General features: G+C 58.9%; 13 protein-coding genes, 4 tRNA genes and 1 pseudogene. 12 read left to right on the forward strand and 6 right to left on the reverse strand.

Annotated elements, in window-relative coordinates; genetic code table 11:
* Positions 1-186 precede the first annotated feature (186 nt).
* From clpB to EAH74_RS33940, 7 genes and pseudogenes are all read left to right on the forward strand, one after another.
* Positions 187-2,751 (forward strand): ATP-dependent chaperone ClpB, encoded by a 2,565-nt coding sequence (gene clpB / locus EAH74_RS21975; protein WP_095130594.1) that lies wholly within the window; start codon positions 187-189, stop codon positions 2,749-2,751.
* 298 nt (positions 2,752-3,049) lie between these two features.
* A tRNA-Asn gene (locus tag EAH74_RS21980) sits at positions 3,050-3,125 on the forward strand.
* Between the two features lie 9 nt (positions 3,126-3,134).
* A tRNA-Pro gene (locus EAH74_RS21985) sits at positions 3,135-3,211 on the forward strand.
* Between the two features lie 5 nt (positions 3,212-3,216).
* Positions 3,217-3,292 (forward strand) — tRNA-Lys (locus EAH74_RS21990).
* Positions 3,293-3,390: 98 nt separating this feature from the next.
* Positions 3,391-3,467 (forward strand) — tRNA-Pro (locus EAH74_RS21995).
* 167 nt (positions 3,468-3,634) lie between these two features.
* A pseudogene (locus EAH74_RS33935) lies at positions 3,635-4,405 on the forward strand (MCP four helix bundle domain-containing protein); the annotation flags it as partial.
* Positions 4,397-5,260, forward strand: a complete 864-nt coding sequence (locus EAH74_RS33940) for a methyl-accepting chemotaxis protein (RefSeq protein ID WP_430539794.1) — start codon at positions 4,397-4,399, stop codon at positions 5,258-5,260. The pseudogene EAH74_RS33935 and the gene EAH74_RS33940, both read left to right, overlap by 9 nt.
* A 64-nt stretch (positions 5,261-5,324) precedes the next feature.
* Here the strand turns inward: EAH74_RS33940 and EAH74_RS22005 are convergent, their stop codons facing one another.
* The 5 genes from EAH74_RS22005 to EAH74_RS22030 form a co-directional block, all read right to left on the reverse strand.
* Positions 5,325-5,723, reverse strand: a complete 399-nt coding sequence (locus tag EAH74_RS22005) for an HvfA family oxazolone/thioamide-modified RiPP metallophore (protein WP_123367792.1) — start codon at positions 5,721-5,723, stop codon at positions 5,325-5,327.
* Between the two features lie 319 nt (positions 5,724-6,042).
* Positions 6,043-7,341, reverse strand: a complete 1,299-nt coding sequence (locus EAH74_RS22015; protein ID WP_140681061.1) for an NAD(P)/FAD-dependent oxidoreductase — start codon at positions 7,339-7,341, stop codon at positions 6,043-6,045.
* A 60-nt stretch (positions 7,342-7,401) separates the two neighbouring features.
* On the reverse strand, positions 7,402-7,575 hold the full coding sequence (locus EAH74_RS22020; RefSeq protein WP_008154890.1) for a DUF3094 domain-containing protein: 174 nt from the start codon (positions 7,573-7,575) through the stop codon (positions 7,402-7,404).
* Between the two features lie 51 nt (positions 7,576-7,626).
* Entirely contained in the window at positions 7,627-8,154 is a 528-nt protein-coding gene (locus tag EAH74_RS22025) for an MOSC domain-containing protein (protein WP_140681063.1), read from the reverse strand.
* Positions 8,151-8,777, reverse strand: coding sequence for a DUF1780 domain-containing protein (locus tag EAH74_RS22030; protein ID WP_008154887.1), 627 nt, complete (start codon positions 8,775-8,777; stop codon positions 8,151-8,153). The genes EAH74_RS22025 and EAH74_RS22030 overlap by 4 nt, the downstream gene beginning before the upstream one ends.
* 129 nt (positions 8,778-8,906) lie before the next feature.
* Between EAH74_RS22030 and EAH74_RS22035 the strand changes: the two genes are divergently transcribed.
* The 4 genes from EAH74_RS22035 to EAH74_RS22050 all read left to right on the forward strand — a co-directional run bounded on the left by EAH74_RS22035 (position 8,907) and on the right by EAH74_RS22050 (position 13,543).
* Positions 8,907-9,374: an FAD/FMN-containing dehydrogenase gene (locus tag EAH74_RS22035; protein WP_140681065.1), complete on the forward strand. Its 468-nt coding sequence runs from the start codon at positions 8,907-8,909 to the stop codon at positions 9,372-9,374.
* A 301-nt stretch (positions 9,375-9,675) separates the two neighbouring features.
* Positions 9,676-11,043 carry an aromatic acid/H+ symport family MFS transporter gene (locus tag EAH74_RS22040; RefSeq protein ID WP_140681067.1) on the forward strand — a complete coding sequence of 456 codons (1,368 nt, stop codon included), beginning with the start codon at positions 9,676-9,678 and terminating at the stop codon, positions 11,041-11,043.
* Positions 11,040-12,260, forward strand: a complete 1,221-nt coding sequence (locus EAH74_RS22045) for a benzoate/H(+) symporter BenE family transporter (protein ID WP_140681069.1) — start codon at positions 11,040-11,042, stop codon at positions 12,258-12,260. Before EAH74_RS22040 ends, EAH74_RS22045 begins: the two co-directional genes overlap by 4 nt.
* A gap of 17 nt (positions 12,261-12,277) precedes the next feature.
* Positions 12,278-13,543: an OprD family porin gene (locus EAH74_RS22050; protein ID WP_140681071.1), complete on the forward strand. Its 1,266-nt coding sequence runs from the start codon at positions 12,278-12,280 to the stop codon at positions 13,541-13,543.
* Between the two features lie 103 nt (positions 13,544-13,646).
* On the opposite strand, the gene EAH74_RS22060 is transcribed toward EAH74_RS22050, so the two are convergent.
* The gene (locus tag EAH74_RS22060; protein WP_140681073.1) at positions 13,647-13,889 is read right to left on the reverse strand and encodes a DUF2790 domain-containing protein; all 243 of its coding nucleotides are present in this window, start codon (positions 13,887-13,889) and stop codon (positions 13,647-13,649) included.
* Positions 13,890-14,010: 121 nt separating this feature from the next.
* Here EAH74_RS22060 and EAH74_RS22065 point away from each other — a divergent pair, with 121 nt between their 5' ends.
* Positions 14,011-14,943, forward strand: a complete 933-nt coding sequence (locus EAH74_RS22065) for a LysR family transcriptional regulator (RefSeq protein ID WP_140681075.1) — start codon at positions 14,011-14,013, stop codon at positions 14,941-14,943.
* Positions 14,944-14,988: the final 45 nt, after the last annotated feature.

The following is a 14,988-nucleotide window of genomic DNA, read 5'->3' on the forward strand; positions in this document are numbered from 1 at the left end:
GACAACAGTCACTCGTCAAAAGAGGAACGTACTCGTAAGACAGGGCACAAACGCTAAACTTCTCTGATCTACATCAACTGTACGACGCTTGAAACTCCCAGAATCGACCGCATCTATAACGGTATCTGGCAGGTTTCTTCATTCAGGATGTTTATAGGTCCGGCCTGCTCAAAAGGAAGGTGACCCATGCGTATAGACCGTTTAACCAGCAAGTTGCAGTTAGCCTTGTCCGACGCCCAATCCCTGGCCGTCGGCCTCGATCATCCGGGCATTGAGCCAGCGCATTTGATGCAAGCCATGCTTGAACAGCAGGGTGGTTCGATCAAACCCCTGTTGATGCAGGTCGGCTTCGACGTCAACAGCCTGCGTAAAGAGCTGACCAAAGAGCTCGACCAACTACCAAAAATCCAGAACCCGACCGGCGACGTCAACATGTCGCAGGATTTGGCGCGTCTGCTCAACCAGGCCGATCGTCTGGCCCAGCAGAAGGGCGACCAGTTCATCTCCAGCGAGCTGGTGTTGCTGGCCGCCATGGACGAGAACAGCAAGCTTGGCAAATTGTTGCTCGGCCAGGGCGTCAGCAAGAAAGCCCTGGAAAACGCGATCAACAACCTGCGCGGTGGTGAAGCCGTCAATGACGCCAACCACGAAGAGTCGCGCCAGGCGCTGGATAAATACACCGTCGACCTGACCAAGCGTGCCGAAGAAGGCAAGCTCGATCCGGTGATCGGCCGTGACGATGAAATTCGCCGGACCATTCAGGTCCTGCAACGTCGCACCAAGAACAACCCGGTGCTGATCGGTGAGCCGGGCGTGGGTAAAACCGCCATCGCCGAAGGCCTGGCCCAGCGCATCATCAACGGCGAAGTCCCGGATGGACTGAAAGGCAAGCGCCTGCTGTCCCTGGACATGGGGTCGCTGATTGCCGGCGCCAAGTACCGTGGCGAGTTCGAAGAACGCCTAAAATCCCTGCTCAACGAACTGTCGAAGCAGGAAGGGCAGATCATTCTGTTCATCGACGAACTGCACACCATGGTCGGCGCCGGTAAAGGCGAAGGCTCGATGGACGCGGGCAATATGCTCAAGCCTGCGTTGGCCCGTGGTGAACTGCACTGCGTCGGCGCGACCACGCTCAACGAATACCGCCAATATATAGAGAAGGACGCAGCCCTCGAGCGGCGCTTCCAGAAAGTGCTGGTGGACGAACCGAGCGAAGAAGACACCATCGCGATTCTGCGTGGCCTGAAAGAGCGCTACGAGGTTCACCACAAAGTGGCGATCACCGACGGCGCGATCATCGCCGCGGCCAAGCTCAGTCATCGCTATATCACGGACCGTCAGTTGCCGGACAAGGCCATCGACCTGATCGACGAAGCGGCTAGCCGCATCCGCATGGAGATCGACTCCAAGCCGGAAGTGCTCGATCGTCTGGAGCGTCGACTGATTCAGCTGAAGGTGGAATCCCAGGCGCTGAAGAAAGAAAGCGACGAGGCCGCGATAAAACGTCTGGAAAAACTCCAGGAAGAAATCGTCCGCCTCGAACGTGAGTACTCGGACCTGGAGGAAATCTGGAACGCGGAAAAAGCCGAAGTTCAGGGTTCTGCGCAGATCCAGCAGAAAATCGAACAGTCCCGTCAGGAACTGGAAGCTGCCCGCCGCAAAGGCGACTTGAACCGTATGGCCGAGTTGCAGTACGGGATCATCCCGGACCTGGAACGCAGCCTGCAAATGGTCGACCAGCACGGTAAAACTGAAAACCAGTTACTGCGCAGCAAGGTGACCGAAGAAGAAATCGCTGAGGTCGTGTCCAAGTGGACGGGCATTCCGGTGTCGAAAATGCTCGAAGGCGAGCGCGACAAGCTGATGAAGATGGAAAGCCTGTTGCACCAACGTGTGATCGGCCAGGACGAAGCGGTGATTGCCGTTTCCAACGCCGTGCGGCGTTCCCGTGCCGGGTTGTCCGATCCGAATCGCCCGAGCGGCTCGTTCATGTTCCTCGGCCCTACCGGTGTCGGTAAAACCGAGCTGTGCAAGGCACTGGCCGAGTTCCTCTTTGATACGGAAGAGGCGATGGTGCGGATCGACATGTCCGAGTTCATGGAGAAACATTCCGTGGCTCGTCTGATCGGTGCGCCACCAGGCTACGTAGGCTATGAAGAGGGCGGTTACCTGACCGAGGCGGTGCGTCGCAAGCCTTATTCGGTGATCCTCCTGGACGAGGTCGAGAAGGCCCACCCGGACGTCTTCAACATCTTGCTGCAAGTGCTGGAAGATGGCCGACTGACCGACAGTCATGGCCGCACGGTGGATTTCAAAAATACCGTGATTGTCATGACCTCCAACCTCGGTTCGGTGCAGATCCAGGAATTGGTCGGTGATCGTGAGGCTCAGCGTGCGGCAGTGATGGATGCGATTTCCACGCACTTCCGGCCGGAGTTCATCAACCGGGTCGACGAAGTGGTGATCTTCGAGCCGTTGGCTCGGGATCAGATCGCGGGCATTACCGAGATCCAGTTGGGTCGCCTGCGCAGTCGCCTGACCGAGCGCGAGCTGAAGCTTGATCTCAGCCCTGAGGCCATGGATAAGCTGATAGCGGTGGGTTACGACCCGGTTTACGGCGCACGGCCGCTCAAACGAGCTATCCAGCGCTGGATCGAGAACCCGCTGGCGCAGCTGATTCTGTCCGGTCGTTTCATGCCGGGCGATACCGCCAAGGGTGTCGTGGAGAACGACGAAATCGTATTCGTCTGATCCACGGTGGCAGCAAAATTGAAGAGGCCTCGCATTGCGAGGCCTTTTTTTCGCCAGGCTGTTGAACTCTAAGGAAAAGGCTTGTAAAGTGCGCCCCGCAGTAAGTCGCCCTGAAGGGTTCCTGCTCCCCAAGCAGGAATCTGAAATAAGTTGCAAATCATTAACTTGAAGGCAATTTAGGGGGTTGACAGAGGTGCTTAAGATTGTAGAATAGCGCGCCTCAGACACACGAACGCAGCGATGCGAACGGGTCGAAGAGGTGAAGCAAGCTTCACAGTTGTAAATTGAAATATGCAGTTCCGTGATAGCTCAGTCGGTAGAGCAAATGACTGTTAATCATTGGGTCCCAGGTTCGAGTCCTGGTCACGGAGCCAATTTCAAACCGGGGTATAGCGCAGTCCGGTAGCGCGCCTGCTTTGGGAGCAGGATGTCAGGAGTTCGAATCCCCTTACCCCGACCATTTTTGGGTCGTTAGCTCAGTTGGTAGAGCAGTTGGCTTTTAACCAATTGGTCGTAGGTTCGAATCCCACACGACCCACCATTTTTGAAACCAGTTCACGCTGGGATCAGATCTTAAGATCAGAGGCCAAAAGCACTGATCGAAGAAGGCGACTTTTTTAAAGGTCGCCTTTTTATTACCGGGGTATAGCGCAGTCCGGTAGCGCGCCTGCTTTGGGAGCAGGATGTCAGGAGTTCGAATCCCCTTACCCCGACCATATTAAAAATCCTCGTATCGAAAGATACGGGGATTTTTTTTGTCTTCGATTTTTTGTCTTCGAGAAATAACACTTCAGTCATCGTATAACTTGCCGATAACGAGGCGACGGGGTACTGCCGAAACAACGCCCCTTATCTAAGCCACTACAAGAAAAGGGCGTTCGTTATGGTGCTTCGACAGTTAAATATCGCTCCTCGGGCAGCCTTGGGGTTTGCCCTGATTGCCGTATTGGTAGCGTTGCTCGGGATTTTTGCCCTGGGGCAGATGTCGAGCATTCGCGATAGCGAGGTGACGGTGGAGAAACAATGGTTGCCGAGCATTCGCGGCGGTGACGAGATCCGCGAAATCATGCTGCGCATCCGTACCATTTCCCTGCGCATGGCCCTGGATCAGGATCCGAAGAACATCCCTGTCTACCGCGGCCAGATGGACACTCGCGACAAAGAGTTGAGCGAGAAGATTGCGGCTTATGACAGGTTGGTCAACACAGTCGAAGGCAAAGCCTTGTATGACCAGTTCAAAACTACCTTCGCGGCTTATCGTTCCGGTATTGCTCAATCGTTCTCCCTGGCCGAACAGGGTCGTCGTGACGAACTGACCCAACTGCTGCTGATCGATATGAAAACCGTGGTTGATGGCTCGGGCAAACAGCTCAACGACCTGGCGGATCTGTTCGCCAAACAAGTCGCCGCCGAGAGCCAGAAATCTGCAGCGCATTACGAAACATCGCGGATGATCGTCAGCCTGTTTATCGCATTGGCGGCATTGGCCACCGTCGGCCTGGCGATGCTGCTGACCCGCAGCATCGTCAAGCCGTTGAGCGAAGCGTTGCATGCCGCGGAAAACGTGGCACGAGGCGACCTGACGCGCCCCATCGAAACCCATGGCAACGATGAAGTGAGTCGCTTGCTCAAGGCGTTGGCGACCATGCAGCGCAACCTGCGCGAGACCTTGCAAGGTATCAGCGGCTCGGCCGCGCAATTGGCGACAGCGGCTGACGAGTTGAATGCGGTCACCCTCGACAGCACGCAGAACCTGCAACAGCAGAACAATGAGATCGAACAAGCGGCGACGGCTGTCACTGAAATGACCACCGCGGTGGAGGAGGTCGCTCGCAACGCGGTGTCGACCTCCGACGCCACGCGCCAATCCAGTGAGTCCGCGCACGCCGGTCAGGAGCGGGTCAGCGAAACAGTCACGGCCATCGGCGCCCTTGCCAGCGATGTACAGATCACGGGCGGGTTGGTGCAGTCCCTGGCCAACCAGTCTCAGGACATCGGCAAGGTACTGGACGTGATTCGTGCGATTGCCGAGCAAACCAACTTGCTGGCCCTCAATGCTGCCATTGAAGCGGCGCGGGCCGGGGAAAGCGGTCGCGGTTTCGCGGTGGTTGCCGACGAAGTTCGCGCTTTGGCCTATCGCACGCAGCAATCGACTCAGGAAATCGAACAAATGGTTCAGGGCATGCGCAACGGCTCGACTCAGGCACTGGATTCCATGCAGGCCAGCTCAACCCGTGCGGCCAGCACATTGGCCTTGGCCGAGCGTGCTGGTGAAGCGTTGCAGACCATCACCGCGTCGGTGCATCTGATCCATGAACGCAACCTGGTGATCGCCAGTGCTGCCGAAGAACAGGCGCAGGTGGCGCGGGAAGTGGATCGCAACCTGGTAAATATTCGCGACCTTTCGGTGCGGTCTGCCGCCGGGGCGGATCAGACCAGCGCGTCCAGCCATGAGTTGTCTCAGCTGGCCAATGCCTTGCAGGGCATGGTGCGGCGCTTCCAGATTTAAATGTTCCAGACGCAAAAAAAAGCCGCGCTTCTCGACGGAAAAGCGCGGCTTGGGTCTCGGAAGCTTAGGCGCCGTCTTGGTCTTTCAAGTGCTCGAACAGGCCTTTTGGCATTTTCTTGCCATTGGCTTCGTAGTTGGCCTTCACGTTGTCGAAAGCCTCTTGCTCGTCGATGAAGCCGTCATGGTTGGTGTCGATCTTGTCGAAATTGGACTTCGGCGCGACTTTCTGGAATTCGGCACGGGATACCTTGCCGTCGCCATCGGTGTCGGTTTTTGCCATCGACGCATCGCCACACTTGCCTTCGCCACATTTACCTTCAGGCGTCTTCACGACCTGTTCGGCCGAGGCCAGCAGGTAGCCCTGAGTCAGGGGTTGCGAGGCGAACACCGCGCCGGACAACATCATGCCACCGGCCAAAACAGCGCCGAGCAAACCGATAGTGTTTTTGGTGGTACGGGACATTTCAATACTCCTGGGTTGCACGACACAACCGTTCGATAAAGGACGCCACGTAAGTGCGGCGATAACCGTAGCTGGCGGGGTGCCTTGCTCGGGTGTGGCCATTTAGCGGGCGTGGTGTATCGCTACTGTGTCGCGCAAGGGGGGAGTTTGTAAGCGAAGGGGCGAAACGACCGGGGAGATACAGTGAGACACAGATCTGTAGGGCAATGAATAACAAATGTGGGAGCGAGCTTGCTCGCGATGGCGGCGTGTCAGGCGACATTGATGTCGACTGTACGGACGCTATCGCGAGCAAGCTCGCTCCCACAGGGGATGGGTGTTAGTGCAACTTGAGGCGCGGCTCAGTCCCGCGCCCGATCTTGCTGCCCAACATCAACATCGCCGTACGAAACGCGCCATACAGCGCCATCTGGTGCATGCGATACAGCGACACGTAAAACATCCGCGCCAGCCAGCCTTCCAACATCACGCTGCCGGTGAGGTTGCCCATCAAGTTACCCACAGCCGAAAAACGCGACAGCGAGATCAGCGAGCCGTAGTCGGTGTATTTGTACGCAGGCAGAGGTTTGCCTTCGATCCGCAGTTTCAGCGATTTGGCCAGCAACGAAGCTTGCTGATGCGCAGCCTGGGCGCGCGGCGGCACATTGCGATCGGTGCCCGGCTGCGGGCAGGCCGCGCAGTCACCGAAGGCGAAGATGTTCTCGTCGCGGGTGGTTTGCAGGGTCGGCAGCACTTGCAGCTGATTGATCCGGTTAGTCTCCAGGCCATCGATGTCCTTGAGGAAACCTGGTGCACGAATCCCGGCCGCCCAGACTTTCAGGCTGGCATTGATGACATTGCCATCGGCGGTAATCAGGCTGTCGGCTGTCACTTCGCTGACGGCGGCATTGGTCATCACGTTGACCCCGAGTTTCTCCAGGGTTTTATGCACCGGCCCGCCGATACGTTCCGGCAGCGCTGGCAGCACCCGTGGTCCGGCTTCGATCAAGGTGATGTGCATGTTTTCCGGTTTGATCCGGTCCAGGCCATAAGCCGCCAGTTCATGGGCGGCGTTGTGCAGTTCGGCAGCCAATTCGACCCCGGTGGCACCGGCGCCGACGATGGCCACGCTGATCTGCTCGACCTTGTCGGTCTGCCCGGCATGGGCGCGCAGGTAGTGGTTGAGCAATTGCTGATGGAAGCGCTCGGCCTGTTTGCGGGTGTCGAGGAACAGGCAGTGTTGCGCCGCGCCCTGAGTCCCGAAATCGTTGGTGGTGCTGCCGACCGCGATCACCAGCGAGTCGTAACCCACTTCGCGCGCCGGGACCAGTTCAATGCCGGCTTCGTCGTAGGTGGCGGCCAGCTGGATTTTTTTCTGTGCGCGATCAAGCCCGCTCATGCGCCCCAGCTGGAACTCGAAGTGGTTCCATTTTGCCTGGGCAACATAGTTGAGTTCGTCTTCGGAAGAGTTCAGGGAACCTGCCGCCACTTCGTGCAACAACGGTTTCCAGATGTGGGTCAGGTTCGCGTCGACCAGCATCACACTGGCCGTGCCGCGCTTGCCCAGAGTCTTACCCAGACGGGTAGCCAACTCCAGGCCGCCGGCGCCGCCGCCAACGATGACAATACGATGAGTCATGGGGATATCTCGCAAGGCTAAAAGAAATCGGTGCAATTACCCGAGCGAGCGCGATGCTGCTCATAGCGTCAGGTAACTGATAAGTCGGCTCAACAGGCCCAGACCAATGGTCACTGCCAACACCACCACCAGGAGCATCCACGGCCGGAAAGGCCGGCGCTCGACTTGGTGCTGGGACAGTTGCAGGTACTCTTCGACATGCTTTTGGTCGTCGGGGTTCAGGCGGCTGGTCATAAAGGCCTCGTCAGGTAGACGTTGCTGAATGTGTAGAAGCTACAGGCTGATTTAACGAACGTTGAACGGAGCATAGCCGCTGTCCGGAACAGGCTCGACATTCAGCGTATCGTCCAGGCGAATGATCCCACTTTGTAACACTCGGGCTGTGATTCCGCCATGTCCGCGAACCGCCTGAAACGTCCCGGGGCCAAGGTTGTTTTGCAGGCGTGCGCAAGGCTGGCACCAACCGGTGGTTTCGAAAATCGCCTGGCCGATCCGGAAGCGACGGCCCTTGAGGCTGAACAGGTTGATACCGCTGATAACGAGGTTGCGCCGCAAATCATTCGGTAAGACCGGTTTGTCGTCCGGGCGGCCCATGAGCGAGCCGATCACTGCCAGATGCTCCCACTGAATCAGCGTCACCTGCCGCGCATTGCGTACGCCGGGACGGGCTCGATCGCCGGTCAAACCGGCCTCAAGCCGCGCTTCCACGGCCTCCAGTTCAATCATCGGAGTATGAGGTGCCGGGCGCACGCCGATCCAGCGAACGCGACCCGTTTGCGGCACTTCGGCAATCAGCTCCTGCAATGGACTCACAGGCTGATCCCGACGTCGAAAACAATGCTGCGGCCCAGGTTGCTGCGCAGGAAATCCGGCGCATCCGGGTGCGCGAACAGCACACGGGCGAAGGTCGGGCCGACCAGCGACAACGAGCGCCAGCCTTGGCGCAGGTATTCGGTCGGTGGCGGGAAATGGCTGTTGAGGTCCAGCACTTCGCGCTTGAGGCTGGCGAAGGCGATGATGTCCAGTTCACCCAGGTCCATGCCGCGTTCTTTATAGTTGTGCGCTTTTTTGCGCAAGGTCGGCGCCAGTCTCAGCAGAAACTCATTGGCCGGGATGCGCCGGGGTTTGGCCTCACGGCGCACCAACGAACTCAGAGAAAACGCGCTGCGCCGACGTTGCAGCTCATCGCGCCATTCGTCGTTGAGGCGTCGGCCTTCATCAAGCACGAAAAACACTTCGAAACTGGCGTCACGAAACAGCACGTCCGGCGGCTCCCCGGCCGGGGCGAATTCGTCGGCGCGATAGGGAATGTTCAGGCCTTGCAGCAGGCGCTGACAGACCCAACGCTCACGCTCCCATTTGCGGGCATTGGACAGGAACGCGTTGGCTTGCTCGGCCGCGATGGTCAGCAGGCGTAAATAATCTGAGTCATCCATAAGCCCAAGCTTAGCGTTCATTTGCGACAAGCAGAAAGCGTGAAACGGTAAACAGGGGCGCTGGGCACTCGAAACGGGCGGTGTAGACTGATGGCCATTACGCATACGCACTCGAACGAGGAGTAGAACGTGAAATATTGGCCGGTGTTGTTGCTCAGTCTTCTGCCTCTTTGGGTTCAGGCGCTGGAGGTGGGTGAGCGGCTGGCGCCGTGGACCTTGCTTGATCAGTTCGATCAGGCCTTCACGCTCGATATCCAGACTCAGACGCTGCTGGTGGCGCGCAGCATGGACGCCGCCAAACTGGTCGGCGCCGCTCTGCAGGACCAGCCCAAGGGCTACCTGGAGGCTCGGCACGCGGTATTTGTCGCGGACATCCAGCGCATGCCTCGACTGATCGCGAAAATGTTCGCTGTACCGGCCATGCGCGATTATTCCTACCGAGTGATGCTTGACCGTGATGGTCGCGTGGCGCCGCGCTATCCCGGGCCTGTGGATAAAGTGCTGTGGCTGCAGCTCAAGGACGGTCAATTGGTGGCTCAGCATGAATACGCCACGGCTGCGCAATTGCGAGAGGCGCTGGAGAAGGCCCTGCCCTGATTGGCGCAAAGCGCCTGTGACCGCAGACGCTGACATCTGAGTCATCCATCAGCCCGCGCTTAGCGTTCAAATGTGATCGCAATGAAGGCAGTTCATCGGAGAGGTTCCGATCTGCCGGATTTGCGGCCCGCCATCCCCGCAACACGCCTCATACCACGCCCGGTTCAGGGCCATGCACAAAACGGATAGCGATCTGCGCAAAGCGGATATTGCCCCGTGCCTGTCGCCTTTACCCTCGGCTGTACGGACGTTAGCCGTGTTGCCGACGCTCTTAAAAAAATAACAACAAGAGATAAATGCCATGCGCAAGATCGACGTACATGAGGTTATCGACAACGCACGATTCAACCGCTTCCACTGGATGGTGCTGTTCTGGTGCGCCCTGATCATCATTTTCGACGGTTACGATTTGGTGATCTACGGCGTGGTGCTGCCGATGCTGATGAAAGAGTGGGGGCTCAATCCTCTGCAAGCGGGCGCACTGGGCAGTTATGCATTGTTCGGGATGATGTTCGGCGCGCTGTTTTTCGGCCCGCTGTCGGACAAGATCGGCCGCAAAAAAGCCATCACGATCTGTGTAATGCTGTTTAGCGGTTTTACCGTGCTCAATGGTTTTGCCCGCAACCCCACCGAGTTTGGCCTTTGCCGGTTCATTGCCGGGCTTGGCATTGGCGGGGTGATGCCCAACGTCGTGGCGCTGATGAACGAGTACGCGCCAAAGAAAATCCGCAGCACGCTGGTGGCGATCATGTTCAGCGGCTACTCGGTGGGCGGCATGCTCTCGGCGGGGCTCGGTATCGTGCTGATCCCGAGTTTTGGCTGGCAATCGGTGTTTTACGTGGCGGTGCTGCCGTTGCTGTTGTTGCCGTTGATTATGTACTTCCTGCCCGAGTCGGTGGGTTTCATGCTGCGCCAGGGGCGCAATGAAGAGGCGCGCAACATCCTGCAGCGGATTGACCCGGCGTACGTCGCGCAAACCAGCGATCAGCTGCACATGAGCGAAGTGAAGGGCACTGGCACCCCGGTGTTGCAACTGTTTCGCGAAGGTCGTGCGCTGCGCACGCTGATGTTGTGGCTGGCGTTTTTCTGCTGCTTGCTGATGGTCTACGCCTTGAGTTCCTGGCTGCCAAAACTGATGGCCAACGCCGGTTACAGCTTGGGCTCGAGTCTGTCGTTCCTGCTGGTGCTCAACTTCGGTGCCATTTTCGGCGCGGTCGGCGGCGGCGTGCTGGGTGACAAGCTCAACCTGCCGCGGGTGTTGGCGGTGTTCTTCGCCGTGGCTGCGGTGTCGATCACCTTGCTGGGCTTCAACAGCCCGATGCCGCTGTTGTACCTGCTGATCGCCATCGCCGGCGCCACCACCATCGGCTCGCAGATTCTGTTGTACGCCTGCGCCGCGCAGTTCTACTCCATGACCATTCGCTCCACCGGTTTGGGCTGGGCGTCAGGTATCGGGCGCAATGGTGCCATCGTCGGACCGCTGCTGGGCGGTGCGTTGCTCGGGATCAGCCTGCCGCTGCAACTGAACTTCATGGCCTTTGCCTTGCCCGGTGCGGTGGCCGCGATTGCCATGACCGTGTTCGCCATCAGCAGTCGGCGCAGTGCTAGACAAGCGCTGTCGGGCCTGCGCCACAGTTCGCCCGACGGGGCTGTTGGCGACGTTTCATGAGAGCGTTAGTCCGGGACTTTTCCCTGTCTGCGGCCGTCGCCGGATTTATCGCCACGGTGATTTCCTATGCAGGCCCTTTGGTGATCATCTTCCAGGCCGCCGAGACCGCGCACCTCTCGCGGGAGGTGTTGTCGTCCTGGATCTGGGCGATTTCCATCGGCAGCGCCGTGCTCGGCATCGGTCTGAGCCTGCGTTACCGCGTCCCGGTGATCATCGCGTGGTCGGCGCCGGGGTCGGCGTTGCTGGTGGCGCTGTTGCCGGGGATCTCCATGCCGGAGGCGGTGGGTGCTTACTTGGTCAGCAGCCTGATTATCTTTCTGGTCGGGGTCTCGGGGGCGTTTGACCGGATCATCGGCAAACTGCCCGCGGCGATTGCGGCAGCGATGCTGGCGGGAATTTTGTTCAGCTTCGGCACCGGCTTATTCGTCTCGTTGCAGGGCAAGCCGCTGCTGGTGCTGGCGATGTTCGTCACGTACCTGATCTGCAAACGGCTGATGCCGCGGTATGCGGTGTTGATGGTGCTGCTGGTGGGCTGCTCGATGGCTTTTCTCGCCGGTGATTTGCACAGCGAGGCGTTGCTGATCGGGTTGGCCACGCCAGTGTGGATCACGCCCGCGTTCAGCCTGAGCGCGACCCTGAATATCGCCTTGCCGCTGGTGATGGTGGCGCTGACCGGTCAGTTCGTTCCCGGCATGGCGGTGCTGCGCGCCAGCGGTTACGCAACACCGGCCGGCCCGATCATCGCCAGCAGTGCGATGGGCACGGCGCTGTTGGCGCCGTTCGGTTGCCATGGGCTGAATCTGGCAGCCATCACCGCGGCGATTTGTACCGGGCGCGAGGCTCATGAAAATCCCGGCAAGCGCTATGTAGCCGGGGTAGTGGGCGGGCTGTGTTACCTGGTGCTGGGGATCTTCGGCGCCACCCTGGTTTCACTGTTTTCGGCGTTCCCCAAAGAGCTGATCGCTGCCTTGGCCGGGCTGGCGCTGTTTGCTGCGATTGCCGGGGCATTGGCTGGCGCAATGGCCATGCCGAGTGATCGCGAAGCTGCATTGGTGACCTTTCTGACCACCGCGTCGGGCATGTCGTTGTTGGGTTTGTCTGCCGCCTTTTGGGGGCTGATTTTCGGCATGGTCACGCACTTGTTGTTAAACGCCCGTCGTCCCGTTCCCCGCCGCGAAACCGCTGCGGCTGAAGCACTTCAACCTGTCGATCAATAAAAATAAGAGAAAAAACGATGAAACAGATTCTTCCAACCGGTTCAGTGTTGTCCATGGCTGTCGTCTCGAGTTTCTCCGCCGGTGCAATGGCGGCCGAGGGCGGGTTCATCGAAGACACCACGGCGACCCTGCAAGCACGCAATTACTACTTCAGCCGGGACTTTTCCGACATCGTCGGGGCCAACCAACAGTCGAAGGCTGAAGAGTGGGCGCAGGGCTTCATCCTCAACGTCAAATCCGGTTATACCCAGGGCCCCGTCGGTTTTGGTGTGGATGTCATTGGCCTGCTCGGCCTCAAACTCGACAGCAGCCCGGACCGGGTCAATACCGGTTTGCTGCCGGTGCAGTCTGACGGGCGCGCGGCGAATGATTACAGCCGACTGGAAGGCGCGCTGAAGGTGCGTGTCTCCAAAACCGAGTTGAAGGTGGGCGAGTTGCAACCCAACGTGCCAGTGCTGGTCTTCAGTGATATCCGATTGCTGCCGCCCAGTTATCAGGGTGCAAGTATCAGCTCGAACGAGATCAATGGCCTGACTGTGCAGGGCGGCCACTTGAGTTCAACCAGCCTGCGCAACGAGGCTGGCGACGAAAAGATGCAAGCCATGCTCGGTCATGTACCGCAGCGTCAGGTCAGCAGTGATGGTTTCAACTTTGCCGGCGCCGAATACGCCTTCAACGATAAACGCAGCTCGGTCAGCGCCTGGTTCGGGCAACTGGAAGATATCTACAACCAGCGTTTTCTCGGCCTCAAACACAGCGAGCCACTAGGTGACTGGATCCTGGGCGCCAACCTTGGGTATTACGATTCGCGCGAAGACGGCAAAAAATTGCTGGGCAACATCGACAACCGGGCGTTCTTCTCCTTGCTGTCGGCCAAGCGTGGCGGCCACACGTTCTATGTCGGCTATCAGGGCATGTTCGGCGACAGCGCCTTCCCGCGAGTGTTTGCCAACATCAGCCCACTGGGTAACGAGGTGCCGACCTACGAGTTCGCCTACACCGATGAGCGCTCCTGGCAGGCGCGTTACGACTACGATTTTGCGGCCCTTGGCGTGCCGGGGTTGACCAGCACCGTTCGCTACATCACCGGCAACAACGTCGATACCGGCAAAGGGTTCGAGGGCAAGGACCGCGAGCGTGACCTGGACATTGGCTATGTGCTGCAGAGCGGCAGCCTCAAAGGCCTCGGGATCCGCGTGCGCAACGCGATGGCTCGCTCCAACTACCGCAGTGATATCGACGAAAACCGCCTGATCCTCAGCTACACATGGACGCTGCTATGAACCCTGAGAAAGACGAACGCATCATGGCGCGTCTGGCCGGCCTGCATGATCTGGCCTTGCAGGCGAAACGAATGATTGTGTGAGTCGTGCGGTTTGCCAGTGATTACAGGTTGCTCGTGCAATCACCCATGACCTCGTACGTCACGCGATGGGTCTGGCCTTGATGATCGACATACTCCATGGCCGCCGGCAAAACCCCGCAGGCGGTCGCGGTGTTCGACACTGAAACGACCTTGGCGATGTCCATCGGCTGTGCCGGGTTGTAAGAAGTGGCAGCTAGCTCGTTGCCGGCGGCCATGGCCGAGGTGGCGACAACGGTCAGAAACAGGCTGATCAGGGTTTTCATTTTTCCGTGCTCCGTGTTGATTCCGATACCTGAATTCTAGTCTTTGCCTGCGACCGATAAAGGGGCCAGCGCCTGATGCAGCCTTACATGAAACGTAACAGTCACCGCCCTTGGAGGGCTTATGGATCTGCTCAATAACTTGCGGGTGTTCGTCCGCGTGGTGGACTGCGCAAGTTTTACCGCCGCCGCCGATGCGCTGGACCTGTCGACCGCGCAAGTGTCGCGACTGGTGGCCGATCTGGAGCAGCACGTGCAAGCACGCTTGCTGCAACGCACCACGCGGCGACTGAGCCTGACCGAGGCCGGTGAACGCTTTTTGGTGCGCAGTCGGCAAATACTCGAAGAAATGGAGGTGGCAACGGCAGAGGCCCGCGGCGCCCATCTCAAACCGAGTGGACGGCTGCGGGTTCACAGCATGAACGCCCTGGGCGTGCTGATCACGCCATTGATCGCCCGTTACAGCGAGCTTTACCCCGATGTGGTGTTCGAACTGACGCTGTCGCAGCGCAATCCCGATCCGCTGGAGGAAGGGCACGATGTGGTGATTTCAATTGCCCATGAACTGGCCGATTCGCAATTGGTCGCCCAGTCCATCGGGCAGATTTACAGCGTGCCCTGCGCCTCCCCGGAGTACCTGCAACGGCATGGCGTGCCGCACACACCGACGGCACTGAACGATCATCAGTGCCTGCGTATGCTCGACCCGTTGTACAGCGATGAATGGGTGTTCCGGGACGAAGAGGGCGAGCACGCCGTCAGCCCGGCCAGGACCTTTCAATGCAACGTCGCCGAGTCGATGGTCAAGGCGTCGGAATCCGGCATGGGGATCAGCCTGATTCCGTTCTATACCGCGACGCGCCCCTTGAGCGATGGCACCTTGTTGCGCTTGCTGCCGGCCTGGCGCCCTCGTGAGCGCAACGTGTATGCGGTGTACCCGTCGCGGCGTTTTCTCGATGCCAAGGTCCGGACCTGGGTGGACTTTCTCAAGGACGAATTACCCAAGCTATTCGCTGAACACGAGACGGTGATGAACGATCCACGGCATTGGGCCTGAAGTCGAAGGGCGTGCGAAGGGCGGTGTAGACTGAGGGCCTGTTCT

The sequence above is a fragment of the Pseudomonas mandelii genome (assembly GCF_006438925.1).
Classification (GTDB): Bacteria; Pseudomonadota; Gammaproteobacteria; order Pseudomonadales; family Pseudomonadaceae; genus Aquipseudomonas; species Aquipseudomonas mandelii_C.